Origin of the sequence: Peribacillus simplex (assembly GCF_900156045.1) — a bacterium.
GTDB lineage: Bacteria > Bacillota > Bacilli > Bacillales > DSM-1321 > Peribacillus > Peribacillus simplex_D.
Window position 1 is genome coordinate 745,902 of sequence record NZ_FTMX01000001.1, and the last position, 23,823, is coordinate 769,724.

Annotated in this window: 26 protein-coding genes and 1 pseudogene; 22 read left to right on the top strand and 5 right to left on the bottom strand. The window is 41.9% G+C overall.

Going from position 1 to position 23,823, the window contains the following annotated elements:
* Positions 1 to 71 precede the first annotated feature (71 nt).
* From BW986_RS03515 to BW986_RS03550, 6 genes are all read left to right on the top strand, one after another.
* Positions 72 to 995, top strand: coding sequence for a PLP-dependent cysteine synthase family protein (locus BW986_RS03515; RefSeq protein WP_076365151.1), 924 nt, complete (start codon positions 72 to 74; stop codon positions 993 to 995).
* Between the two features lies 1 nt (position 996).
* The gene (locus BW986_RS03520; protein ID WP_076365153.1) at positions 997 to 2,133 is read left to right on the top strand and encodes a bifunctional cystathionine gamma-lyase/homocysteine desulfhydrase; all 1,137 of its coding nucleotides are present in this window, start codon (positions 997 to 999) and stop codon (positions 2,131 to 2,133) included.
* Positions 2,134 to 2,246: 113 nt separating this feature from the next.
* Positions 2,247 to 2,510, top strand: a complete 264-nt coding sequence (locus BW986_RS03525; RefSeq protein WP_076365155.1) for a YrhC family protein — start codon at positions 2,247 to 2,249, stop codon at positions 2,508 to 2,510.
* Between the two features lie 486 nt (positions 2,511 to 2,996).
* The gene (locus BW986_RS03530) at positions 2,997 to 3,137 is read left to right on the top strand and encodes a YrzI family small protein (protein WP_076365157.1); all 141 of its coding nucleotides are present in this window, start codon (positions 2,997 to 2,999) and stop codon (positions 3,135 to 3,137) included.
* 692 nt (positions 3,138 to 3,829) lie between these two features.
* Complete coding sequence (gene sigK / locus BW986_RS03540) at positions 3,830 to 4,552, top strand: RNA polymerase sporulation sigma factor SigK (protein WP_076365161.1); 723 nt, start codon at positions 3,830 to 3,832, stop codon at positions 4,550 to 4,552.
* Between the two features lie 657 nt (positions 4,553 to 5,209).
* Complete coding sequence (locus BW986_RS03550; RefSeq protein WP_076365165.1) at positions 5,210 to 7,000, top strand: M3 family oligoendopeptidase; 1,791 nt, start codon at positions 5,210 to 5,212, stop codon at positions 6,998 to 7,000.
* A gap of 67 nt (positions 7,001 to 7,067) precedes the next feature.
* Here BW986_RS03550 and pssA read toward each other — a convergent pair whose 3' ends face one another.
* Positions 7,068 to 7,607, bottom strand: a complete 540-nt coding sequence (gene pssA / locus BW986_RS03555; protein WP_076365167.1) for a CDP-diacylglycerol--serine O-phosphatidyltransferase — start codon at positions 7,605 to 7,607, stop codon at positions 7,068 to 7,070.
* Between the two features lie 136 nt (positions 7,608 to 7,743).
* Here pssA and BW986_RS03560 point away from each other — a divergent pair, with 136 nt between their 5' ends.
* The gene (locus BW986_RS03560; RefSeq protein ID WP_076365169.1) at positions 7,744 to 8,529 is read left to right on the top strand and encodes a phosphatidylserine decarboxylase; all 786 of its coding nucleotides are present in this window, start codon (positions 7,744 to 7,746) and stop codon (positions 8,527 to 8,529) included.
* A 52-nt stretch (positions 8,530 to 8,581) separates the two neighbouring features.
* On the opposite strand, the gene BW986_RS03565 is transcribed toward BW986_RS03560, so the two are convergent.
* Positions 8,582 to 8,722 (bottom strand): sporulation histidine kinase inhibitor Sda, encoded by a 141-nt coding sequence (locus tag BW986_RS03565; protein ID WP_034311351.1) that lies wholly within the window; start codon positions 8,720 to 8,722, stop codon positions 8,582 to 8,584.
* Positions 8,723 to 9,187: 465 nt separating this feature from the next.
* Between BW986_RS03565 and BW986_RS03570 the strand changes: the two genes are divergently transcribed.
* From BW986_RS03570 to BW986_RS03605, 8 genes are read left to right on the top strand one after another with little or no spacing between them, the layout of a single operon-like run.
* Positions 9,188 to 9,709 (top strand): YqeG family HAD IIIA-type phosphatase, encoded by a 522-nt coding sequence (locus tag BW986_RS03570; RefSeq protein ID WP_076365171.1) that lies wholly within the window; start codon positions 9,188 to 9,190, stop codon positions 9,707 to 9,709.
* Entirely contained in the window at positions 9,706 to 10,815 is a 1,110-nt protein-coding gene (gene yqeH, locus BW986_RS03575; protein WP_397221463.1) for a ribosome biogenesis GTPase YqeH, read from the top strand. The genes BW986_RS03570 and yqeH overlap by 4 nt, the downstream gene beginning before the upstream one ends.
* Before the next feature lie 20 nt (positions 10,816 to 10,835).
* Positions 10,836 to 11,678: a shikimate dehydrogenase gene (gene aroE, locus BW986_RS03580; protein WP_063590586.1), complete on the top strand. Its 843-nt coding sequence runs from the start codon at positions 10,836 to 10,838 to the stop codon at positions 11,676 to 11,678.
* A complete protein-coding gene (yhbY, locus tag BW986_RS03585) occupies positions 11,672 to 11,962 on the top strand; it encodes a ribosome assembly RNA-binding protein YhbY (protein ID WP_076365174.1) in 291 nt (96 codons plus the stop codon). The genes aroE and yhbY overlap by 7 nt, the downstream gene beginning before the upstream one ends.
* Before the next feature lie 11 nt (positions 11,963 to 11,973).
* The gene (locus BW986_RS03590) at positions 11,974 to 12,543 is read left to right on the top strand and encodes a nicotinate-nucleotide adenylyltransferase (protein ID WP_076365176.1); all 570 of its coding nucleotides are present in this window, start codon (positions 11,974 to 11,976) and stop codon (positions 12,541 to 12,543) included.
* On the top strand, positions 12,533 to 13,105 hold the full coding sequence (yqeK, locus tag BW986_RS03595) for a bis(5'-nucleosyl)-tetraphosphatase (symmetrical) YqeK (protein WP_076365178.1): 573 nt from the start codon (positions 12,533 to 12,535) through the stop codon (positions 13,103 to 13,105). Before BW986_RS03590 ends, yqeK begins: the two co-directional genes overlap by 11 nt.
* On the top strand, positions 13,105 to 13,461 hold the full coding sequence (gene rsfS / locus BW986_RS03600) for a ribosome silencing factor (protein ID WP_034308569.1): 357 nt from the start codon (positions 13,105 to 13,107) through the stop codon (positions 13,459 to 13,461). Before yqeK ends, rsfS begins: the two co-directional genes overlap by 1 nt.
* On the top strand, positions 13,458 to 14,201 hold the full coding sequence (locus BW986_RS03605) for a class I SAM-dependent DNA methyltransferase (protein ID WP_076365180.1): 744 nt from the start codon (positions 13,458 to 13,460) through the stop codon (positions 14,199 to 14,201). Before rsfS ends, BW986_RS03605 begins: the two co-directional genes overlap by 4 nt.
* Positions 14,202 to 14,308: 107 nt before the next feature.
* On the opposite strand, the gene comER is transcribed toward BW986_RS03605, so the two are convergent.
* Positions 14,309 to 15,139 (bottom strand): late competence protein ComER, encoded by an 831-nt coding sequence (gene comER, locus BW986_RS03610; RefSeq protein WP_260320727.1) that lies wholly within the window; start codon positions 15,137 to 15,139, stop codon positions 14,309 to 14,311.
* 110 nt (positions 15,140 to 15,249) lie between these two features.
* Between comER and BW986_RS03615 the strand changes: the two genes are divergently transcribed.
* The 3 genes and pseudogenes from BW986_RS03615 (at position 15,250) to BW986_RS03630 (ending at position 18,848) form a co-directional block, all read left to right on the top strand.
* Positions 15,250 to 15,885, top strand: coding sequence for a helix-hairpin-helix domain-containing protein (locus BW986_RS03615; RefSeq protein ID WP_076365182.1), 636 nt, complete (start codon positions 15,250 to 15,252; stop codon positions 15,883 to 15,885).
* Between the two features lie 78 nt (positions 15,886 to 15,963).
* Entirely contained in the window at positions 15,964 to 16,524 is a 561-nt protein-coding gene (locus BW986_RS03620) for a ComE operon protein 2 (RefSeq protein ID WP_076365184.1), read from the top strand.
* Positions 16,525 to 16,542: 18 nt separating this feature from the next.
* A pseudogene (locus tag BW986_RS03630) lies at positions 16,543 to 18,848 on the top strand (DNA internalization-related competence protein ComEC/Rec2).
* A 76-nt stretch (positions 18,849 to 18,924) separates the two neighbouring features.
* Here BW986_RS03630 and BW986_RS03635 read toward each other — a convergent pair.
* On the bottom strand, positions 18,925 to 19,059 hold the full coding sequence (locus BW986_RS03635; RefSeq protein ID WP_034308559.1) for a YqzM family protein: 135 nt from the start codon (positions 19,057 to 19,059) through the stop codon (positions 18,925 to 18,927).
* Positions 19,060 to 19,401: 342 nt separating this feature from the next.
* Between BW986_RS03635 and holA the strand changes: the two genes are divergently transcribed.
* Positions 19,402 to 20,415 carry a DNA polymerase III subunit delta gene (gene holA / locus BW986_RS03640; protein WP_076365190.1) on the top strand — a complete coding sequence of 338 codons (1,014 nt, stop codon included), beginning with the start codon at positions 19,402 to 19,404 and terminating at the stop codon, positions 20,413 to 20,415.
* A gap of 88 nt (positions 20,416 to 20,503) precedes the next feature.
* Here the strand turns inward: holA and rpsT are convergent, their stop codons facing one another.
* Complete coding sequence (gene rpsT / locus BW986_RS03645) at positions 20,504 to 20,770, bottom strand: 30S ribosomal protein S20 (RefSeq protein ID WP_076365192.1); 267 nt, start codon at positions 20,768 to 20,770, stop codon at positions 20,504 to 20,506.
* A gap of 274 nt (positions 20,771 to 21,044) precedes the next feature.
* On the opposite strand from rpsT, the gene gpr reads away from it, so the two are divergent.
* The 3 genes from gpr to BW986_RS03660 all read left to right on the top strand — a co-directional run bounded on the left by gpr (position 21,045) and on the right by BW986_RS03660 (position 23,795).
* Entirely contained in the window at positions 21,045 to 22,163 is a 1,119-nt protein-coding gene (gene gpr / locus BW986_RS03650; RefSeq protein ID WP_076365194.1) for a GPR endopeptidase, read from the top strand.
* 86 nt (positions 22,164 to 22,249) lie between these two features.
* Complete coding sequence (gene spoIIP, locus BW986_RS03655; RefSeq protein WP_076365196.1) at positions 22,250 to 23,449, top strand: stage II sporulation protein P; 1,200 nt, start codon at positions 22,250 to 22,252, stop codon at positions 23,447 to 23,449.
* 22 nt (positions 23,450 to 23,471) lie between these two features.
* A complete protein-coding gene (locus BW986_RS03660) occupies positions 23,472 to 23,795 on the top strand; it encodes a YqxA family protein (RefSeq protein WP_076365198.1) in 324 nt (107 codons plus the stop codon).
* The last annotated feature ends 28 nt before the right edge of the window (positions 23,796 to 23,823 follow it).

A 23,823-nucleotide genomic window follows, 5' to 3' on the forward strand; every position in this document is an offset into this window, starting at 1 on the left:
TTTCTGCTGATCATTCTTTATTGCATAATTCTTATTAAGTTGGTAGGATAACTATGAAAGGATGTCCGAATATGAAAGTCTTTCAAAATATTCATGAGTTGATAGGGAAAACGCCGATGATGGAAATCACCCATTTCCCGCTTCCGGATGAGGTCCGTATCTTTGCCAAACTCGAATACTTTAATCCGGGAGGCAGTGTGAAGGATCGGCTTGGTCAAGAACTGTTAGCCCAAGCGTTACAGACTGGGAAGGTGAAAAAGGGCGGGACGATCATCGAACCGACTGCCGGAAATACTGGGATTGGCTTGGCGTTGGCTGCGATAAACAGTGGAGTGAACGTGATATTTTGCGTTCCGGAGAAATTCAGTGCCGAGAAACAGGAATTGATGCGTGCCCTTGGAGCGAATGTGATCCAGACACCGACAGAGGAAGGAATGACAGGAGCAATCGCAAAGGCTAAGGCGCTGCTGGCTGAAATTCCGGGATCATATTGTCCCCAGCAGTTCGCCAACCCATCCAATCCTGATGCATATTATAAAACGCTGGGACCTGAAATATGGGAACAGATGGAAGGCGATGTGGATGTGTTTGTAGCCGGTGCCGGGACGGGCGGGACATTCATGGGAACATCGCGATATTTAAAAGAAAAGGGCGCTGCTGTCAAAACGGTCATAGTCGAACCAGAAGGGTCGATTTTGAACGGCGGCAAGGCAGGACCCCATAAAACAGAGGGGATCGGGATGGAATTTTTACCTGCCTATATGGATGAAACGTATTTTGACCAAATCCATACGGTAAGCGATCGTGACGCTTTCCATATGGTAAAGGAATTGGCGATTAAAGAAGGCCTACTTGTCGGCAGTTCTTCAGGTGCGGCCTTTGCAGCGGCCATGAAAGAAGCAGCAAAGGCTCCCCGGGGGTCGAATATCGTCGTCATATTTCCGGATTCCAGTGAACGATACTTAAGCAAAAAAATTTATCAGGGAGGTATATGAAATGAGAAAAAAAACACAATTGATCCATGGCGGCATTTCTGGTGACGAAAAAACGGGTGCGGTTTCGGTGCCGATTTATCAAGTGAGCACCTATAAACAGGATGGTCCCGGAAATCATCGGGGATATGAATATTCCCGTACGGGCAACCCAACCCGCCATGCCCTCGAAGAATTGATCAAGGATCTCGAAGAAGGAAAAAGAGGTTTCGCCTTCGGATCAGGAATGGCAGCGATGACCGCGGTTATGATGCTGTTCAGTCAAGGTGATCATGTATTAATGACCGATGACGTTTATGGAGGGTCTTTCCGGGTCATCACTAAAGTGCTTAACCGCTTCGGGGTGGAAGCAACGTTCATCAATACGAGCGACATACACTCGATCGAAAAAGAGATAAAGGACAATACGAAGGCATTGTTCATTGAAACACCGACGAACCCATTATTGAAAATCACCGATCTGGAAAAGGTATCGAAAATAGCTAAAGAAAACGGCATTCTCACCATTGTGGATAATACCTTCAGTACGCCATATTGGCAAAATCCGCTTTCACTTGGAGCTGATATCGTACTTCATAGCGCTACGAAGTACCTGGGGGGACACAGCGATGTTGTAGCGGGTCTTGTCGTGGTGAATGACGAGAATCTTGGCAATGACCTTCATTTCATCCAAAACTCTACAGGAGGCGTGCTAGGGCCCCAAGATTCATGGTTGCTTATGCGAGGCATTAAAACGCTGGGAATCAGGATGGAAGAACATGAAAAAAATACATCTGAAATCGTCCGTTTCCTATCCGGGCATAAAGAAGTATCGAAAATCTATTACCCAGGTCTTGAAAACCACCAAAATCATGATATTGCAAAAAAACAATCGCGTGGATTCGGCGGTATGGTTTCATTTGATGTCGGCAGTGCCGAAAAAGCCGAATCCGTTTTGAATAAAGTGAAATTCTTTACTCTTGCGGAAAGTCTGGGGGCAGTGGAGAGCTTAATTTCCATTCCGGCCTTGATGACACATGCTTCCATTCCGGCTGAGCGCCGTGCAGAGCTTGGAATAACGGATGGGTTGATTCGTATTTCGGTAGGTCTGGAAGATGTTGAAGATTTATTGGAAGACTTGGAACAAGCGCTGCAAGGATAACCGGAGAGGGACCGCTTCATAGCTGACTGCCATTATTTACACCCTGTCATTTGGAATAAATATGGTAGAATGAGATATCGATATCTTATTAGCTTGAAAGAAGGTGGAATGGCATGAAAAACCGCAAAAAACAAACGGTTGCATTGCTGCGTTCGAAAATGGTCGATTTTAAACAATTTGCGATCACTTTGTTATGTGTGGGTTCGTTCTTCTATTTAGGAACCATCCTTCCCTCTGGCGACAAAGCGATGATTGGCACGTATGTCTATATGGGAGCGACAATAACTTTCTTGGGCATGTCCATAGTCTTTTTCTCATTATCCAAAAAATACAAAAAGATCTTGGCCGATATGGATGACCAGGACTCTTTACAATAATAGAAGCAAACCTGATTCTTTAATGGAATCAGGTTTTTTTGTTTCTAACGATGTTGCCCAATAGGGGCAGATTTATCATACTGCTTGCCTATTTAGGTAATAATGGCCCTTGAAAATGGGTAAAAAGATCGAAATTTTCAAATAAATAGGCAAAAGCCGTTTACAAATATCGAATTTGTGGATATACTTACCAAGTAATAAAAAATATTCCAAAGGAGGTCGGAGAAAATGACATTGTATCTACATGGAGCCGTCGCAATCAGCCCGTCCGTTTCAAAAGACAATCATATAAAATTCGACCTGTGCCAAGCGGAATATTTCTAAAGCAATTTGGCTTTATTAATCATTCAGACATAACGGCCGCAGGGAGAAGTGTTTTATCCTGCGGCCTTTTTATATTTTCTAAAAAATCCCGCAGGAGGACGTAACTTTCTGCGGCCTTTTTATGCCTTTTTGTTGGGCCGCTCCCTTAAAGGAGGTGATATTATGACACTGAATATGCTTTTTTTTACAATCACGATTAAAATGAAAAAAATGACTGCCGAGGAATGTTTGCAACAGGAGAGAATCCACAAGATTCGAGAAGAACATCTAGATAAAGCGTTGAAACATCGTCCTTTTTTCTAAAAAATATACGAGGTTGGTATTCCGTTTTAAAAAAAATTAAGAAAGGTGGAGGTTAATATGTTGAACTTGTTATATGTAAAAGGAGAGAAGCGTTGCTATTGGCAGGAGAAGGATACCGGCTAACGGATCTAGCGGTGCATCTAGAAGCATTGTCATGGTATACAGCGGAAAAAGGCCATTGGAAACATGATAAAGTGAAGGTATGGTGATTAATGGTTATGACGCTGCTTAACTCGGAACTGCAACGTTGGAAGTGAATATGTAAATGGGAAAACTCGGCACTCGGGCCGAGTTTTTTTCTTTGCCTGTATCAGCAGCACGGACCTGAACCTCCAAAACCAAATCCACATCCCGGCAACCACCAAAACCCGAAAATGAGCAATAAAATCAGGAGGACAATAAACAGGCCATAACCAAAGCCGTAGCCGGACCCTGCATAACAAGGCGCAGGAGCCGGATAACCATAGCTGCATCCGTATGGTCCATAGTTATATCCCATCGTAAAAAACCCCCTTTCCCTAAAAAATTCCCTATCATTATATGAACACTTTCCTTCGTTCGTTTGGGAATACAACCAGGCTGGATTGATCATTTTACACCATTCATTATTTCTTTTAGTGGGACAGACACGAACAAGCCCACTGTTGCATAGGTATGAAATAGGGAAGCCAAAGAAACGGGGGATGGAACCAATGCCCGGAATACTTACAGTTGTCGGTTATATTATCAAAGAATTTTACTTCTTCGTTTCCTATGTGAAAAACAACGCTTTTCCCCAGCCCTTGTCATCTCAGGATGAAAAGAGATATCTGAAGCTAATGAGCGAGGGAGACGGTGATGCCCGTAACATCCTGATCGAACATAATCTCAGACTTGTTGCCCATATCGTCAAGAAATTCGAGAATACGGGCGAGGATACAGAGGATTTGATTTCGATTGGGACAATTGGTTTGATAAAAGCCATTGAGAGTTATTCGGATGGGAAGGGTACGAAGCTGGCCACATATGCGGCGCGATGCATTGAGAATGAGATCTTGATGCATTTACGGGCGACAAAGAAAACGAAGAAAGATATTTCCCTGCATGATCCGATCGGTCAAGATAAAGAAGGAAATGAAATCAGTTTAATCGATGTACTGAAATCGGAATCGGAAGATGTCATCGATACGATTCAGCTTAATATGGAAATTGAAAAAGTGAAAAAGTATATTGATATTTTGGATGAACGCGAAAAGGAAGTCATTGTAGGCAGGTTCGGACTGGATTTGAAAAAGGAAAAAACCCAGAGGGAAATCGCTAAAGAGCTTGGCATTTCACGCAGTTATGTATCAAGGATCGAAAAACGTGCTTTAATGAAGATGTTCCACGAATTTTACAGAGCAGAAAAAGAGAAGGAAAAGAAAGCCAAAGGATAGGAATGGTAAAAGGCAAAGAGAGTGCGGGAAAATTTCCCCGCACTCTTTTTTTAATATTTATTTCTGATCATATCTGCAAAAGCGTGATAAATCTCGATTCCCTGAAAAAGGAACATGCGTGAAGCGGTTAAAGATAAGATCCCTATCATAATAAAGCGAAACCACATATGAATCACTCCTCCATTTTATTTTTTATAAAATGTCAGAGCGTAAGGCTACGTAATTCGCCTGGAAAAAAACAGGGCTGAGATATCGTCGGCGAAGATTTGAGTGAAAATAAAGAAAACTCAAAATGGAAAATTCGAAAAAGAGAATAATGATAAGTGTTTGCCATGAACTAAAGGAAGGCACGAAAGGCTGTTTCTTGTCGGCCTTATCCCAATGGTGAACATCGGTATGTTCCTCAATGGTTAGCTGCTGTGCATGATGATGGAACTGTATGGGCAGTGTCCAAAGGAGCAAGATGATGGCAGACATGTGAATGAAGAATTTCATATGAATCAACCGCCCCTTTCCCAAGAATATATACATCATAACATGCTTTTAATCTGGGATATAGAAAAATGTTCCGACAAAATACTGAAAATTCCTTTTAATTAGAAAAATATTGAATTTACCTCTATAATGGGATTATTGATAAAAAGGGGGCAATTTAGTATGGGATATTCTTTGACGTGGGATTTGGATATCTTTTTTAAAGGAGGAAGCTCTTCTAAGGAGTTCCTGATTTTTTTAGATGAAATTAACGGCGAGGTAAAAGAATTAGACCGAATTGTAAGCAATATCAATCCAGAAGGAAATGATGAAATCAGTTTAATCCAGGCATTTGATCTTTTTAAAGATACAAATATGAAATCCACGCAGGCAAGTGCATTCATTGGCTGCCTAGAAGCTCAAAATGCACAGGATAAAAAGGCTGGTCAGCTGCGGATCAAACAAATGAAGATAGTCGCTTCACTAAAAATGGTGTTAAGCAAGCTGGATGAAAAGTTGATACAGCTTGATGATGCTTCCTTTAAAAAAATCCTCGAAAAAGAACCATTGAATGAATTGGAATTCGTATTGAATGAACGTCGGGAAAAGGCAAAGGAAAAACTTTCCGTGAAGGAAGAATCATTAATCACCCAATTGGCCATGGACGGTTTCGAAGGTTGGAGCCAAATGTATGATACGATCGTCGGTTCAATGACCATCCCTTATAAGGGTGAAAAGCTTTCTGTAGGCCAAGCGGCGAATAAATTTTCCGATCCCGATGAAAGGACCCGGAAAGAATTATTTACTGCGTGGGAACAGGCTTGGGAGGAAAAAAGTGACCTTTTTGCCCGGACTTTGAACCACTTGGCCGGATTCCGCCTCAGTGTGAATGAAAAACGGGGCTGGGATGATATTTTGAAAGAGCCTCTTGAAATAGGGAGGATGAAAAAAGAAACCCTCGAAAGCATGTGGAATGTAATTGCCGATCATAAGGAGCCGCTTGTGAGGTTTTTAGAAAGGAAAGCGGAGTTACTGGATTTGGATAAATTAAGTTGGGCGGATTTGGACGCACCGCTCGCCGTTACAGCAGAGTCCAAAGTAATGGATTATCAAGAAGGTGCAGACTTCATCATACAGCAATTCTCTAAGTTCGGGTCTCAATTAGCAAACTTCACCCAAAAAGCTTTTGAAGACAGCTGGATTGAAGCGGAGGACAGACCAGGTAAGAGACCAGGCGGTTTTTGTACCGGCTTTCCATTAAATAAGCAGTCAAGAATTTTCATGACGTATTCGGGCACACCATCCAATGTATCGACATTGGCCCATGAATTGGGACATGCATTCCATTCATATGCGATGAGGGATATCCATCCGTTGAATCGGTCATATGCCATGAATGTGGCTGAAACCGCCTCTACTTTTGCTGAAATGGTCGTTGCGGATGCAGCTGTGAAGGAAGCGGCCAGTGAGGAAGAAAAGCTGGTGCTTTTAGAAGATAAAATTCAGCGTTCCGTGGCATTATTGATGAATATCCATGCCCGCTACTTATTCGAAACAAGGTTTTATGCTGAGAGGAAACAAGGTTATGTCAGTGCCGAACGGTTGAATGAACTGATGGTCGATGCCCAAAAAGAAGCTTATGGCGATGCTTTAAGTGATTATAATCCAACGTTCTGGGCTTCAAAGCTCCATTTTTATATTACAAGTGTACCATTTTATAATTTTCCGTACACATTCGGATATTTATTCTCATTAGGCATATACGCGAATGCCCTGAAAGAACCAGCAGGATTCGAAGAAAAATATATCGCTCTATTAAAGGATACCGGTTCCATGAAGGTCGAGGATTTGGCGGAGAAGCATTTGGGCGTCGATTTGAAGACCCGGGATTTTTGGAAAGAAGCGGTCAATGCCTGTATGGAGGATGTAGAAGAATTCTTGCGTTTGACCGACCCCCTAGTCCGAAAAGCTTAAGAAGGGTTTCGGATGGAATATGAACGAAAAAAGCGGATGTCCGGTTTAGGACATCCGCTTTTCTTATTTAAACTTTCTTCAGTTTAAATGGACTGACCATAAGTAATGATAATATAATCATGAGGGATAAGAAAAAGACCGGATGGAAATACGGGATGGCTAGATAACTTAAAGTAGCAATGCAGCCCGCAACCGTAATTGGCACTCCTGTAAAATATCCATTGCTTTCACTTATATTGAAGCGGGCGAGACGAAATGCGCCACAGCCAATATAGAAAACCGTGAAGAGTGTGCCAGGTGCTCCGAATTCTATTAATATTCCTTGGTATAATAATAGAGCTGGTGCGACGCCAAAGGATATGATGTCACACATCGAATCAAGTTGCTTACCCAATTCCGATTCAATGTTGAATTTACGTGCAACCATACCGTCAAAGCGATCTGCAAGGGCAGCCAGGAAAATTAATAGCAGGCTTAAATTCAATTGGCCGTGCATTACGGCAATTATCGCAAATCCACCAAGGGATAAATTGATTAAAGTAAGTATATTTGCTGTTTGTGTTTTCACTTTTTTTATGGTTTGATCTAGGGCGTGTAATAAAAACATCTTTTCCCTCCTTTCAAATGAAACAAATTAAAACAATATATAGTAAACATAAGCATTTATTATATAATAATATTTTACTTAACACAATTTATGCAAGAGAATTTTAGAATAATTTTACAATTTGGAGTGGTTTTATTTGTTTCAGTCTTTGTATCGCATTCTTATTGAACTGACGAATGGTCAGTATTCATCAGGTTTATTAAAGCATTTTAGCCAATCTCGCTGGAGCAGGCCTTTAATTTTACTTTATGTAAAAACATTCAACCTTAATCAACAGGAATTTGGTAAGGAGGTAAAAGCTTATACTAACCTGCACGAGCTATTTACCAGGCAGTTAAAGGCGGATGCCAGGCCAATTACGGCAGTTCCTTCTGCGGTAGCTTGTCCCGTGGACGGTGTTCTTGAGGATTCAGGGGAAATACGTGCTGATAAAAATATCGTTGTTAAGGGAAAGGTATATTCAATGGAGGAAATGCTCGGGGATGAGCTTTTTTTGGAAAAGTACTTAGGGGGCAAATATCTCGTGCTATACTTAAGCCCGAGTCATTACCATAGGATCCATGCACCAATCAAGGGTTCAGTGGTCAAACGTTGGACCCTTGGAAGGAAATCGTACCCCGTTAATAAATGGGGGATGAAATTTGGAAAAGAGCCTTTATCAAAAAATTACCGGACAATAACTGAACTTCAAAATGAAGCGGGAAGTCTGGCAATGGTGAAAGTCGGTGCCATGTTCATAAATTCGATCGTCATTACTGATGAATCGGATGAATTGGAAAAAGGACAGGAATTTTCTTATTTCAGCTTTGGTTCCACAGTGGTGCTTCTTTTTGAAAAAGGAAGTTTTGAACTTGAAGGAAACATATCCATTCCCGCAGATGTCCGTGTTGGTGAAACAATCGGATTCATGAGAGCCGTCTAACTTCAAATGAAAATAAGAGGCTGACATTTGATGTCAGCCTATGTATTTCATATTAGAATATTGATCGGATTTTATGTGTTAGGGATCTTCGATGAATTTCCGTTTCTATGAGGCGGATGAAATCGGTACTCAACTTTAAATTCTGTGCTTTAAAATAGGATTCAAGCAACAGGTCATCAGATAGTTTTTGCATCAGAACGCCATTTGCGGCTGCTCACCTCCAGTAGGGATTACGTGGAATAATTTGGTGCTTTCTTGCATATATTGATAAGTCTTCCTTGATGTACCCCTACTGTATCAGAAATAAACGTGGAGAACAATCGTTCTGTTATCCACAGTTAAAAGTGGATAACTTGTGGTTAAGTTGTTTACAAGGTGAGCGAAATGGTGCATGCCAGTATGGAAAATGTTAGTAAAGTTATCCACAGATTGAATAAATGAAATTTTTGTCGAAATCTTTTATGAATAATTAGTTCTTTGGTTATGGTCTGCCTGCAAATTCCCCATTATTTAATAAAAAATGCCTTTCCATATCAGAAAACATACATTATGATGTTTCTTTACCGTCAGCCCTTCTTTCCTAATTTTTTTTGAAAGTGTGCTGAAAATTCGATATGATGGAGACGGTAAATTTTAACGAAAATATAGAGGTGTCAATATGCTTAAATTATTTTTGCCGAGTGAACATGTTAAAAGCATTTTTAATATAGATCCTCAAGAATTGAAAAAAAGAGGGATAAAGGGAGTCATTACCGATTTGGATAATACTCTCGTTGAATGGGACAGGCCAACTGCCACCCCCGATTTAATCAAATGGTTCGACAATATGCGGGATCATGGGATTTTAGTGACGATTGTGTCCAATAATAATGAAAATCGGGTTCGGGCTTTTTCCGATCCGCTTCACATTCCGTTTATCTTCCAGGCCAGAAAACCGATGGCAAGAGCTTTCCATAAAGCCCGTAAGGCAATGGGATTGAAATTGGAAGAAACGGTGGTAATCGGCGATCAGTTATTGACGGATGTATTGGGAGGGAACAGAGGCGGGTTTCATACGATCTTAGTGCTCCCAGTAGCACAAACCGACGAATTCAGAACGAGGATCAATCGTTATTTTGAAAGAAAGATCATGGCGTTTTTTAAACGAAAAGGAATGATAGAATGGGAGGATCACAATTGAATAATCATCAAGAATTAGTGTGCATCGGCTGCGGTGTCAAGGTCCAGACTGAAGATCCGAAGGAATTGGGCTTTGCCCCTAAATCAGCTCTGGAAAAGGAGACCATCGTTTGTCAGCGCTGCTTTAAATTGAAACATTATAACGAAGTTCAGGATGTTTCCTTAACAGACGATGACTTCTTGAAAATCTTGAATAAAGTAGGCGAAACCGACTCTTTAATCGTCAAGATCGTCGATATTTTTGATTTCAATGGAAGCTGGCTGCCTGGCCTGCATCGATTTGTAGGAAGAAATGATGTTCTTCTGATCGGAAATAAGGTTGATTTATTGCCTAAATCCGTAAAACCGAACAAGTTGATCAATTGGATGAAGCAATCGTCCAAGGAATTGGGTCTTAACCCGGTTGATGTCCTGCTTGTCAGTGCGGAAAAGGGAAAGCACATACTTGAAGCGGCTGATGCGATCGAGCGGTATCGCAAAGGTAAAGATGTCTATGTGGTGGGCTGTACGAATGTAGGGAAATCGACTTTCATCAACCGGCTTATAAAAGAAGTGAGCGGAGAAAGTGATATCATCACGACTTCCCATTTCCCAGGGACTACCTTGGATATGATCGAAATTCCTTTGGATGATGAAAAGGCATTGATCGATACACCAGGAATCATTAATCATCATCAAATGGCTCATTATGTGGACAAGCGGGACTTCAAGGTGATCATGCCGAAAAAGGAAATCAAGCCGAGAGTGTACCAACTGAATGAAGCGCAGACGCTATTTTTCGGAGGGTTGGCCCGGTTGGACTATGTCTCAGGCGGAAGGCGTTCATTGACTTGCTACCTTTCGAATGAATTGAATATTCACCGTACGAAACTTGAAAATGCCGATGAATTGTATAAAAACCATGCCGGGGAATTACTTACGCCCCCACGGCCTGAACAAATCGAGGAGTTTCCGAAGCTGATTCCACATGAATTCTCCTTGAAAGATGGTAAAATGGATATTGTGTTTTCTGGTCTTGGCTGGGTGACGGTCAATGAGCCAGGAGCTAAAATCGTTGCACATGTTCCAAAGGGCGTCAATGTGATCGTTCGCAAATCATTAATCTAAATATAGGGGTCGTCTAGTCTATGAAAAAGATTTATGGGGTAATGGGAGATCCAATTGCACATTCGATGTCACCGGACATCCATAATGATGCATTTGAAAAAGAAAATATAGAAGCGGTTTATCATCATTTCCATGTGACGAAAGAAGGTTTGAACGATGCCGTGAAAGGCATGAAAGCCCTTGGTATAGAAGGGTTTAACATCACGATTCCACATAAGACTTCAATCATCCCTTTCCTTGATGAAGTGGATGAACTGGCCCTTGCAATCGGGGCTGTAAATACGGTTGTTAACAAAAATGGTCGGTTTATAGGGTATAATACAGACGGAAAAGGATTTTTCAAATCCTTATGCGATGAAATATCAGGTGACATCAAGGCTAAAAAAACGTTAGTGATCGGAGCGGGCGGTGCTGCGCGTGCGATTTATTTTACCCTCGTAAAAGAAGGGGTAAAGCAAGTTGATATTGCAAACCGGACAAAGGAAAGGGCGGCCCAGCTTGTTTCTGATTGCCCATATGATAAAGTATCGAAGGCACTCTCGATTATCGAAGCGGAAGAAAGCTTATCACAATATGATTTAATCATCCAAACGACTTCTTCAGGAATGAGCCCGGAATTGGATCATTCACCGTTAAAGGTCGACCAGCTTAAAACCGGTGCAATTGTCAGTGATATCATCTATAACCCTCTGCAAACCAAACTGCTGCGTGAAGCGGGGGAAAAAGGGGCGGAAACGCAAAATGGTTTGGGGATGTTCATCAACCAGGCCGCGCTCGCATTTGAGATATGGACAGGCATTATGCCGGATACAGCAAGAATGACAGATATTGTCTTGAACAAACTAGGAGGTAACACATGTTAACTGGAAAACAGAAAAGATTTTTACGATCAAAGGCCCATCACCTCAATCCAATATTTCAAGTTGGTAAAGGCGGCGTCAATGATAATCTCATCAAGCAAATTGGTGAGGCGCTTGAAGTACGTGAATTAATCAAGGTCAGCATCCTGCAAAACTGTGAAGAGGACCGCGATGATGTCGGACTTTCTTTATCAAAAGGTGCACGGGCGGAATTGGTTCAGATTATCGGCAACACAATTGTGCTGTATAAAGAATCAAAAGAAAACAAACAACTTAAATTACCTTAAGGAACCTATCTATGAAAAAAATTGGAATTCTTGGCGGTACATTCAATCCTCCGCATATCGGGCATTTAATTATAGCGAATGAAGTGCTGGATGCCCTTGAACTAGATGAAATCAGGTTCATGCCAAATCACGTTCCTCCACATAAGGAAAAATCGGAGGAAGTAACCGATATGGACAGGCTGGCCATGTTGGAAAACGCGATAGCCGGAAACCCATCTTTTTATATTGAGGGTATTGAAATAGAAAGAAAAGGCACATCTTATACGTATGACACAATAAAATTGCTGAAAGAACTTGAGCCAACCAATGAGTTCTATTTCATAATTGGCGCAGATATGATTGAGTACTTACCGAATTGGCACCATATCGACGAGCTGGTGCATATGGTCAATTTCGTCGGGGTGAAGCGCCCTGGATATAACGAAAAGACCGTATACCCAATCACGATGGTGAAAGTCCCCCAGATGTTCATTTCGTCTTCCATGATACGAAGGAAGTTAAGAACGGGGAAAACCGTGAAATATTTAATAGCAGATCCAGTGGTGAAGTATATTAAAGGGAATGGTTTATATGAATCGTGAGAAAGCATTGGCGCTGGTCAAAGAACAAATCACCGAGCGCAGGTACATTCATACCTTGGGTGTGGTCGAGTCTGCGATTGAACTTGCTGAACGGTATGGTGCCGACGTCAAAAAAGCCGAACTGGCAGCCATTTTCCATGATTATGCAAAATTTCGTCCAAAAGAGGAAATGGAGCAAATAATAATCGCTGAAAAAATGGACCCGCAGTTACTTGAATACAATATGGAGCTGTGGCACGCTCCTGTCGGGGCTTATTTGGTGAAAAAGGAAGCTGGCATTCAGGACGCTGAAATCTTGGATGCGATTGCCTATCACACGTCTGGCAGGGTTGGCATGAGCCTATTGGATAAAGTCGTATACCTTGCTGACTATATTGAGCCGGGACGTTCTTTTCCCGGTGTCGACGAAGTCAGGCAGACGGCAAAGCAAAATTTGGATCATGCTGTCATTCAGGCTTTAAGGAATACAGTTGTTTTTTTAATGAAAAGAAATCAGGCAATTTACCCTGACACATTTAAGACATATAATGATTTGATCATGAATTTGAAGGAGAAGATGTAATGACTGAACGTGAACTTCTAGTAATTGCAGCAAAAGCGGCGGATGATAAAAGAGCGGAGGATATCGTGGCATTGAACATGCAAGGTATTTCCCTTGTAGCGGATTACTTTTTGATCTGCCATGGTAATTCTGAAAAACAAGTACAAGCAATAGCCCGTGAAATGAAGAGCAAAGCTGATGAATCAGGAATCAATGTAAAACGTCTTGAAGGTTTTGACGAGGCGAAATGGGTGCTTGTTGATCTTGGCGATGTAGTGGCCCACATTTTCCATAAAGATGAAAGAAACTACTATAACCTCGAACGTTTATGGGGAGATGCACCTTTTGAAGATCTAGAGAGTGAACTGACTTCATGACGTACGAACGCTTTGCCTATGTATACGATGAATTGATGAAGGACGCACCTTATGAAAAATGGCTGATGATCCTTACGGCGAAGCTGGAACAGTACGGAATTGGCGGAAGGAAAGTCTTGGATTTAGCGTGTGGAACCGGGGAAATGACCGTTGAATTGGCGCAACACGGATTCGAAGTCACCGGCGTGGATTTATCTGATGAAATGCTTCTTGTTGCCAATGAAAAAGCGGTTAAGCTTGGATTATCGATTCCGCTTTTCCAGCAGAATATGGCAGAACTCGAAGGACTTGGCCAATTTGATTGTGTCACGATTTTTTGTGATTCGCTGAACTACCTTCGCGATGAGGAAGATATAGTCAAGACGTTTAGCCGGGTTCATGAGCATTTGAAGGATGGCGGATTATTTTTGTTTGATGTCCATTCCATTTATAAAATGGAAGAAATCTTCCGTGATAATACGTTTGCTGTCAATGGTGAAGAAGTATCCTATATATGGGACTGTTTCCCGGGTGAAGAACCATACAGTGTGGAACATGATTTAAGTTTTTTCGTAAGGGACGATGAAAGCGGCCTTTATGATCGATTTGATGAGTTGCATTACCAACGGACCTATCCGGTTGAACAATATAAAAAGTGGTTGGAGCAAGCAGGTTTTACGGTTTCTGAAATTCTGGCGGATCTTGAAGACGCACCGCTTGTAGCGGAAACCGAAAGAATCTTATTTGCAGCCAGTAAATGATAAAGAGGTCAAGAACCCCTGTTTTCGTACATCATACTGTACGAACGGAGGTCTGACCTCTTCTTTTTTATACTTTCAGAAGGAGTTAAAGATATTGATTACGAATATTAATAAGGATGGCCGAACTGCTTTTCAACTTCATGAAGATCCTCTGCAAACTTTTCATGTGTCGCTTGAAAAAGATGATGGAACATTTCCCCGGTTTCAGCTTCTAAAACCTTGATCCCTTCACCTGTTATTCCACCCTTTACACAAACCTTTTCCTGTAAAGTCGGCAATGTATAAACCCCTTTACCGAGCAGTTCCCCTAAGCCAACCAGCATATTCTCAGTCAAAGTCGTAGCCGTTTCTTTATCTATCTTCGTCGTTTGGCAAGCCGCGTCAATAAACGCTTGTGCTAAATAGCTGAAGAAGGCAGGACCGCAGCTGACGATATCGGAAGCTACCCGGGTGATATCATTTTCTATGATGACCGGTGCCGATATGGCGGAGGCCAAATCAAATAAAGCTGACACTTTCTCCTTACTGCAGTTCTTGCTGAAACTCAGTAGTGATACCCCTGAACCCACACGGTTCGTTATGCTCGGGATAAAACGGGCACAAGGGGCATTCACGGCGGATTCAAGCTGGGAGACTGAAAGCGGACTTGTGATGGAAATAACCAGCTGATCCCTTTTTATATGATGTTTGATGCCCTGTAATAGGCTGTTAATTTGCAATGGTTTTACACAGAGAAAGATAAAGTCCGCTTGTTGGACGATTTCGGCTGCGCTTTCCGCAACCTTGATTCCAGGGTGTTTTTCTTTCAGCGCCAATGCTTTGGAAAGCGTGCGATTTGTAATGATTAAATCTGCTGGATTTAATATTTTTGCCTCCAGCCATGCCTCGATTAAAATGGTACCCATATTTCCGGTTCCGATAACACCGATTTTCTTCAATTCCGATCAACTCCTCTCACTTAAAGCGATTGATTCTCCTAAAAACACTATGTATTTTTAATCTGTCCTATGACAATGTATCGCGCGAAATCCAACAAGGAGGTAAAGAAATGGAAGGGATTTTTAAAAAGAAATGGATGATGATAACCGTTGCCATGGGATTTGTGGCAGCGGGCATTTACTTTTTTTTGCAACAAGGGGGGGAGCCGGCTGATACGGAAGATATATTTTCCATTACTGCAAAAGAAGCTGGAGTTAAAGAAAATGAAGATGAAACGCCTGCCGAACCTGAGATCATTAAAGTGGACGTTAAAGGAGCGGTCAAGTCCCCTGGCATATTCACTGCACACGCAGGTGACCGGGTGATCGATTTGATTTCGGCTGCGGGCAGTTTTACGGACAACGCTGATAAGGATAAAGTGAATTTTGCCCAAATCGTCGAGGACCAAATGGTCATTTATGTACCGGAAATAGGTGAAGAAGACGAAGGGAAGTTGGAGAATATACAAGTCGGGTCGTCTGGTGATGCCGTCTCTGGGAGGACATCAGGAGGACTGGTGAACTTGAATACTGCTACACAGGAAGATTTGGAAACCTTGACGGGAATTGGACCATCTAAAGCGAATGCAATCCTCGAATACAGGGAAACGGTAGGGAAATTCAAGGAGGTCGATGACTTGAAGAATGTAACGGGAATCGGAGAAAAAACGTTTGAAAGGTTACGGGATTCCATTTCGGTGAAATGAATGATTGAATATGCTACACAAATGGCCAGGAAGAGGGTAAAATTGAAGAAAATCAATCTAGTGGTTAGGGGATAAAACATGAACAGGATTAGTTGGGATCAATATTTCATGGCGCAAAGCCATTTATTAGCTTTAAGAAGCACATGTACACGCCTCACTGTAGGGGCGACCATCGTCAGGGATAACCGAATCATTGCTGGGGGATATAATGGGTCCATTGCGGGAGGGACGCATTGTATTGATGACGGCTGTTATGTAATTGATAATCATTGTGTCAGAACGATACATGCAGAAATGAATGCTCTTTTACAATGTGCGAAATTTGGGGTACCTACTGATGGGGCAGAAATATATGTGACGCATTTTCCGTGTCTTCAGTGTTGTAAATCACTCATTCAAGCTGGCATAAAGGCTGTTTATTACGCAGAGGATTACAAAAATCATCCATATGCCCTGGAATTATTCAAACAGGCTGGTGTTAAGACCGAGAAGGTTGAAGCAAAAGGGGCCATCGATGTTAATGGAAAACAAAAAAAGGACTTTGTATTCTCATTGCTAGCTCAACTTGAACGAACAGACCTGAAAAAAGAAGATTTATTGGAGTTGGAAAAGCAGGCCAATCAGATATTTGAAAATTAAATAGGACGGGGGGCAGGCATGGCTAGACATCTTATTTTACTAGCCGTTTCGGCTACATTTGGTGTTACGGCCCATTCTTTTTTTAATGTGAGGCTGCTGATCATTATCCTTATTTTTCTCTGTTTCCTTTATTTTTCTGTGGGGTTAAGCGTGAAGGCCCTTAGTTTTCATTTGGTGATCATGGGGATATTTTTAGGGGCCGCCTCCTTCTCCGATCACCGAAATAAAACTGCCTATCATGGAACGGAAAGCCGCTTTATCATCACATTTACCGACCAACCGAATATAGATGGAAATTCGTTAAAAGGATTCGTGCGCAGTGAGAAAGGTGAACGGCTCGTGCTTCGTTATAAAATCACAACCGAATTGGAACAGGAAAAGCTGAGTCGGTTTCTGCGAATCGGTTTATCTTGTCCGGCAGAAGGGACATTGCAAATTCCCGACAAAAATAGGAATGAAAACAGTTTCGATTACCAGCGTTATCTTTTCCGCCAAGGCATCCAATGGATATTCAAAGCGAATTCCATTTCATTTGAAGAATGCAAAAAGGCTGGAAACTCGATTCCAGTTTCGATTCGTAATTTGCGCCTGAAGGGAATTACGTATATTAGGGAACACTTTCCGGAAGAATCGAGTGGTTTTGTCACAGCTCTCATATTCGGCGACCAGTCATATATAGATGAAGGTGACCTTACTAATTATCAGCGGTTGGGTCTTGTTCATTTACTGGCGATTTCCGGTCTCCATGTCAGTTTTTTAACGGGATGTTATTTTACTTCGGCATCAGGGTTGGGATTACACGTGAAAGAATGATGGTGGCCATCTTAATCTTCCTTCCGGTTTACATGTTACTTTCAGGTGCCAGTCCATCTGTGGTGAGATCCTGTTTAATGGCTATGCTTTTCTTTCTAATCCTGCTATTCAAGAAGCGGATCTCGGCGGGTGCCGCAATCGGATCGACTTATATGGCATTATTGTTTCTTCGGCCTAATATGATCTATGATATAGGTTTTCAGCTTTCATTCGCCGTCACTTTCTCCATTATCATGTCTTCAAGCATTTTCTTACAATATCCTAAGAAAACAGCGCAGCTATTCATCATCAGTTCCATCTGCCAATTGGCAGCCCTTCCGATTTTGCTTTTTCACTTTTTTGAAGTATCCTTTCTTGGTGTGTTTCTAAACGTATTGTATGTTCCGCTTTATTCCATCATATTGCTGCCACTCTCACTGATTTCCCTCCTTATCCATTTATTGCTGCCTCCCTTGGGGCAACTCCTCATATCATTATTGAACTTCACATTCGTACTCTGCAATAAAGCCGCGGATGCAGCATCGGATTTGCCGCTGGCTTCCATTCCGTTTGGAAAACCACCTTTCATCATGATGGCATTACTCGTTATTTCCCTTTTAGGGCTATACCTGACTTGGGATGTATCTTTTGAAAAAAGTAAAACCTGGTGCGGAATAATGATTGTCCTTTTGCTTCTTCAATATAATTTACAAAGGTTCTCTCCTTTTGGTGAAGTACAAATCCTCGACGTTGGACAAGGTGACTCCATTTTAATTATCCTGCCGTTCAATCGCGGCAATTATTTGATCGATACGGGTGGGCAAATTACATTTCCAATCGACACGTGGGCAAAAAAGCGAAAGAAGTTCAACACCGCGGATGATATCATTATTCCATTATTGAAAAGTAAGGGAATCCACCAATTGGACAAACTCATTTTAACCCATCCGGATGCAGATCATATGGGGAGTGCAAAAGAATTGATTGGAAATTTCAAAGTTGGGGAGATCATCATTGGAGGCTGGAGTGAAGAGCAATATAGGGAAATGGATTTTGTATCCATGGCAAGAGATAAAAAAATGAAAATGACTGTCCTGAGAAGGGGGGACCATTGGGTGGCGGGCGGAGCGCCGTTTGCTGTGCTAAGTCCATATGAGAAAAAAGAAAATAAGAATGATGCATCCATAGTTCTATTCACGGAGCTTGGGGGATTGTCATGGTTATTAACCGGTGATATGGGAGAAGAAGGGGAAAAGGAACTATTGAGCACATTTCCGCAGTTGCATGCGGATATCTTGAAGGTTGGACATCATGGCAGTAAAACTTCTTCTTCCGCGGCCTTCCTTGAACAGATACAGCCGAAAGCGGCGCTTATTTCAGTTGGAAAAGATAATCGCTACGGTCACCCTCATGGAGATGTAATTGGGAATCTTGAGAAAAATGGCATAAAGGTGTTCAGGACGGACGAGGATGGTTCTATTATTTACAAGTATTACAAAAGCAGTGGAACCTTTCGGAAGACACTCCCATAGTATGTAGAAAATCAAAAAGAAAGAGACTGCAGCGGCAGCCTCCATCAGGAAAAATAAGTGCATGTAGTTAAAGAAATCAGGATCCGACAGCTTTAATGACGACCGCTATGGTGAACATGGCAGCGAAAAATACAAAAGAACCGATGAATCCTATAGCGGAATCAGCGACGTCATCTGTTTTTGACTGAACATTCTTTTCGAATTCGTTCATTATTTACCCCTCCTATTTCTGCTAATAGTATAAAACATTACCAAAAAAAAATCTACAGGCTTCATTCCTTCATTTCCTTTACTGACAAGAGTTGACACAAATAGTTTGGGATTTTGAGGTCAAAATAAAAGTACAAACAAAGTAAGCGAAAGAGAAAAGCTCATTTTTTGTTCTACATGAATACTCTACCCGCTTTCAAGGGAGATTACCCGGGCCTTTCTTGAAAGTGTTCATATAGATCCGGAACTAGCCCTTTTTAGGGCTAGTTCCCTTTATAGCTTGTCAAATGGTCCATCCACCTATACCATTAGAGAAGAATACATAGTAAAGAGGCGGATTCTATTGGTATTAGACGTTTGGAAAAGTATAAAAAAAGGGCAATTCGCGCCGGTATACTTGTTATATGGGACAGAAGCCTATCTTATTAATGAAACGAAGCAGCTATTGATCGAGAATGTCCTTCACGAAGATGAGATGGATTTTAACTTTGCTCAATTTGATTTAGAAGAGACGCCTGTTGAAACTGCGCTTGAGGATGTCGAAACCCTCCCGTTCATCGGGGAAAGGCGCCTTGTTTTCATGCAAAACCCATTTTTTTTGACAGCTGAAAAAACAAAGTCAAGAGTTGAACATAATGTGAAAAGACTGGAAGCGTATTTGGCCGACCCGGTCCCTTATTCTATTGTCGTATTGACCGCACCTTATGAGAAACTGGATGAACGAAAAAAAATCACCAAGGAACTGAAGCGTAAGGCAGTTCTTGTTGAAGCGAAGAAGCTTGGTGATCACGAGTTAAAGGGGTGGGTGAAGGAGAGGGTCGAAGCTTCTTCAGTCCAGATAGATGAGCAGGCAACAGAGCTTTTACTTGAACTTGCAGGAACGAATCTGATGATGCTGACGAATGAACTGGATAAAATGGTGCTTTATGCAGAAGCTGATAAACATATTACGGTTGAGATAGTGGAAAAGCTGGTCGCTAAATCCCTTGAACAGAATATCTTCACGCTTGTTGATCATGTGTTACAGCGAAAGATGGAGAGTGCCATGACGATTCTGCACGATCTTCTCAGGCAGAATGAAGAGCCCATCAAGATCTTGAGTGTCATTGCAGGTCAGGTCAGGCTCATGTATCAAGTGAAGGAGCTTTCCCGTCAGGGCTATAGCCAGCAAAAAATTGCGGGTCAACTGAAGGTGCACCCTTACCGGGTAAAGCTGGCACTTGAAAAGACGGGGAAATTCCAGGAACGCGAACTGTTGAGCATCATGAACGACTTGGCGGAAGCGGATTATAAAATGAAGACCGGCCAAGCAGATAAGGCAATCACGCTTGAACTGCTGCTTCTAAAAATTAGATGATAAAAAAGGTGGCAGATATCCTGTCACCTTTTTTATGCATAAAACGGCACAAAAAAAACGATCCGATTGGATCGTTTATTTTTTGTCATTATGCGTTAAGAGCGTTAAGTCTTTTCGCTAAACGAGATTTTTTACGGGCTGCCGCATTTTTATGGATTAATCCTTTAGATGCAGCTTTGTCTAATTTCACAGCAGCTGTTAAAAGAGCTTCTTTAGCAGCTTCAACGTTTTCACCAGCTAATGCAACCTCAGCGTTTTTCACTGAAGTACGCATAGTTGATCTAACAGTAATGTTATGAACGCGTTTTTTGTCGTTAATTTTCACACGTTTAATAGCAGATTTAATGTTTGGCATTCCGTTCACCTCCTACAAAGAAATCGAGATTATATGAACTCGACTTTTCAAATCCATATCAAATAGCACAAGTGATATTCTATCAGACTGCTCATAAATATGCAATACTTCAGATTGAGAATCGAAAAGGAATTATAATTTCGGGAATAAATTCATCTCGTCATCACTCATTGTACCAAAAAAATGAATAATAAAAAAGCAAAAATGACAGAATGTTTAAGAGAGACTATTGAAAATACTAGATTAGATACAATTCAAACATCAGGAGGCCGTTATGGAGAATAATTTGGACCTTAGTGAATACGGAATTCGTACAGATTTGGCGATAGAAGCAAAGGAAATTGCGCTTGAACATAAAGGTGTTGTAGAGGAAGTTGATGTATCCCGTATCGAAGGGGTCATTATTAAGGAAAAAGAAGTGGATGATCTGAAGGTATCCTTGGTAGAGGTCACGGCAGAGGGTGAAAAAGAAATCGGTAAGAAACAGGGCAGTTACTTGACCATCGAAGTGCAGGGCATCCGCCAGCAGGATACGGAAACGCAGCAGCGGGTGGAAAAGGTGTTCGCCAACGAACTGGCTTACTTCTTGAAACGGAATAAAATCACTAAAGAAAGCAGTTGTTTGGTTGTAGGTCTTGGTAATTGGAATGTTACTCCCGATGCTCTTGGACCAGCAGTCGTTGAAAACCTTGTAGTCACAAGGCATTTGTTCGAATTGCAGCCGGAGTCCGTCAAGGAAGGCTATCGGCCGGTCAGTGCGATTTCCCCCGGGGTGATGGGGATTACGGGAATCGAGACGAGTGACATCATTAAAGGAGTCATCGAAAAAAGTAATCCTGATTTCCTGATCGTCGTTGACGCATTGGCTGCGCGTTCGATCGAACGGGTGAATTCCACGATTCAAATTACGGATACAGGTATCCATCCAGGGTCTGGTGTTGGAAATAAACGAAAAGAATTGAGCCAGGATACACTGGGAGTTCCTGTTATAGCAATTGGAATACCTACCGTCGTGGATGCCGTATCAATTGCCAGCGATACGATAGATTATATTTTGAAGCACTTTGGCAAGGAACTGAATGAAGGGGACAGACCATCACGATCGTTGGCACCCGCTGGATTCAGTTTTGGGAAACGCACGAAATTGACCGAAGAGGATATGCCAGGTGAAAAGGAACGCCAAACCTTCTTGGGAATGATAGGTGTCCTCCCTGATGAAGAGAAACGGAAATTGATTTATGAGGTGCTGTCACCGCTTGGTCAAAATTTAATGGTTACACCGAAAGAAGTCGATGTTTTCATTGAGGATATGGCCAATTTGATAGCCAATGGTTTAAATGCAGCCTTGCATCATTCAATAAATCAGGATAATACCGGCTACTACACCCGTTAAATCACTTTCAGTGCCCAAAAATGGTGTTCTACCCTTTCTAGCAAAGTCATAGTTATTAATAGACAAGCTATAGAGAGGGTGGAAGGATGAAAAGAAGAAATTCCCCAGGAATCATAACAGCCGTTCACGGATCAACAATAATAAAAACTTTTCTAGGTATTCTCGCCTTGCTTCTTTTTGTTTTTTCAGTCAGTGGGGTCATGACTTCCCTAAGACCGGAGTATCGGATATCTTCTAATTCCGTACATACTGTAGCCAACCAATTCTCGGGAAAAATGCTGTTCTCGATGCTGGCCAATGAAAACCATTATCTTTTAAATGCCCTTCCGGAAGGTAAGCAGGAATCAGTGATCACGAATCAATTGATAAAAGTCGCGACAAACATTTCACTCGAGGACCCGCGAAGTTTACTTGGCAGGGAACTACCTGGCTTTTCGATTTTTGATAATGAGATCCTCGTTGCTGGGGAAGGAACGAATTATACGAATATGCCGTACGAATCCTCGCCGCCAGTAGACGTCCTGAATGAAGAAAGGGATGCATCCCTGCAAAATCTCGATGGGATTGAAGAACCGGAAAAAGGAGTGGCCAATCAGCCGAAACAAACGACCAATGGACGGAAGGTGGTCGAGATATACCATAGCCATAACCGAGAATCGTACCTTCCTTATTTAAAAGGCGTGACCAATCCGGATCTGGCCTACCATTCTAAAATCAATATTACGAAACTTGGGGAACGGATGGTTGAAGATCTGGCTGATAAGGGGATTGGTTCCTCGCTCGATAAAACGGATATCATGGGAAATCTCAATAATAAAGGCTTGAATTATGCCAAATCCTATCAAGAATCCCGAAAGTCTGTTCAGACGGCATTGGCCACTAACAAAGATCTAGAATATATGATTGATATCCATCGTGATTCGAAACGAAAAAAACATACGACCATTAACATTAACGGTAAAGATTATGCCAAGATTGCCTTCGTGATCGGGGGCAATAACCCGAACTTCGAAAAAAATGCCGCGCTTGCCAATAAGCTTCATAAAGCTTTGGAGAAAAAATACCCTGGGATTTCACGCGGGGTTATGAAACAAGGCGGAGCGGGGCAGAATGGAGTATACAATCAGGATTTATCAGGCAATTCCATGCTCATTGAAATTGGCGGTGTTGATAATACTTTCGAGGAAATGTACTTGACCGTTGATGCCTTTAGCGATGTTTTCAGTGAGTTTTACTGGGATGCCAAAGCAGTGGATAACCCGACCGGGGATTCGGAAGCGAAGTAATTTGAAAGGGGTTCTCTTAATCATGGTTCGATTTTGGTTGAAATGTACAGGGATCGTGCTCGTATTATTTTTAGGTGTTCTAATCGGGATGCAGCAAGCGAACGACGGGATGAAAAAAATGAAGGGGTATGAAGATCCCTCTTTGAATAGTGCATTCATTATTAACCAATCGGACCAAGGGGAGATGGAAGCGGATATCCTTGGCGAAAAAGTAACAAGTCATGATTTGGAGACGAAAAAAGAGAAACTTGAAGAAATGAAGGCCTTCAACTTTTTTTCATCGATCGGCAAAACGCTTGGAGAGTCCATATCAGGTGCCTTTCAAGCTCTGATTAATATGATTTAGGTATGAAATAAGTTGAGTGGGCCCTGCC

Bases quoted from the DNA above. Each gene is read 5' to 3' on its own strand.
- BW986_RS03635 (WP_034308559.1), bottom strand. From the start codon at position 19,059: ATGAACGAATTCGAAAAGAATGTTCAGTCAAAAACAGATGACGTCGCT.
- BW986_RS03515 (WP_076365151.1), top strand. From the start codon at position 72: ATGAAAGTCTTTCAAAATATTCATGAGTTGATAGGGAAAACGCCGATG.
- BW986_RS03605 (WP_076365180.1), top strand. From the start codon at position 13,458: ATGACGTACGAACGCTTTGCCTATGTATACGATGAATTGATGAAGGAC.
- yhbY (WP_076365174.1), top strand. From the start codon at position 11,672: ATGTTAACTGGAAAACAGAAAAGATTTTTACGATCAAAGGCCCATCAC.
- BW986_RS03660 (WP_076365198.1), top strand. From the start codon at position 23,472: ATGGTTCGATTTTGGTTGAAATGTACAGGGATCGTGCTCGTATTATTT.
- yqeK (WP_076365178.1), top strand. From the start codon at position 12,533: ATGAATCGTGAGAAAGCATTGGCGCTGGTCAAAGAACAAATCACCGAG.
- BW986_RS03620 (WP_076365184.1), top strand. From the start codon at position 15,964: ATGAACAGGATTAGTTGGGATCAATATTTCATGGCGCAAAGCCATTTA.
- spoIIP (WP_076365196.1), top strand. From the start codon at position 22,250: ATGAAAAGAAGAAATTCCCCAGGAATCATAACAGCCGTTCACGGATCA.
- BW986_RS03550 (WP_076365165.1), top strand. From the start codon at position 5,210: ATGGGATATTCTTTGACGTGGGATTTGGATATCTTTTTTAAAGGAGGA.
- rpsT (WP_076365192.1), bottom strand. From the start codon at position 20,770: ATGCCAAACATTAAATCTGCTATTAAACGTGTGAAAATTAACGACAAA.
- BW986_RS03565 (WP_034311351.1), bottom strand. From the start codon at position 8,722: ATGCAAAAACTATCTGATGACCTGTTGCTTGAATCCTATTTTAAAGCA.
- BW986_RS03520 (WP_076365153.1), top strand. From the start codon at position 997: ATGAGAAAAAAAACACAATTGATCCATGGCGGCATTTCTGGTGACGAA.
- BW986_RS03615 (WP_076365182.1), top strand. From the start codon at position 15,250: ATGGAAGGGATTTTTAAAAAGAAATGGATGATGATAACCGTTGCCATG.
- BW986_RS03530 (WP_076365157.1), top strand. From the start codon at position 2,997: ATGACACTGAATATGCTTTTTTTTACAATCACGATTAAAATGAAAAAA.
- rsfS (WP_034308569.1), top strand. From the start codon at position 13,105: ATGACTGAACGTGAACTTCTAGTAATTGCAGCAAAAGCGGCGGATGAT.
- pssA (WP_076365167.1), bottom strand. From the start codon at position 7,607: ATGTTTTTATTACACGCCCTAGATCAAACCATAAAAAAAGTGAAAACA.
- sigK (WP_076365161.1), top strand. From the start codon at position 3,830: ATGCCCGGAATACTTACAGTTGTCGGTTATATTATCAAAGAATTTTAC.
- BW986_RS03590 (WP_076365176.1), top strand. From the start codon at position 11,974: ATGAAAAAAATTGGAATTCTTGGCGGTACATTCAATCCTCCGCATATC.
- aroE (WP_063590586.1), top strand. From the start codon at position 10,836: ATGAAAAAGATTTATGGGGTAATGGGAGATCCAATTGCACATTCGATG.
- gpr (WP_076365194.1), top strand. From the start codon at position 21,045: ATGGAGAATAATTTGGACCTTAGTGAATACGGAATTCGTACAGATTTG.
- BW986_RS03525 (WP_076365155.1), top strand. From the start codon at position 2,247: ATGAAAAACCGCAAAAAACAAACGGTTGCATTGCTGCGTTCGAAAATG.
- BW986_RS03570 (WP_076365171.1), top strand. From the start codon at position 9,188: ATGCTTAAATTATTTTTGCCGAGTGAACATGTTAAAAGCATTTTTAAT.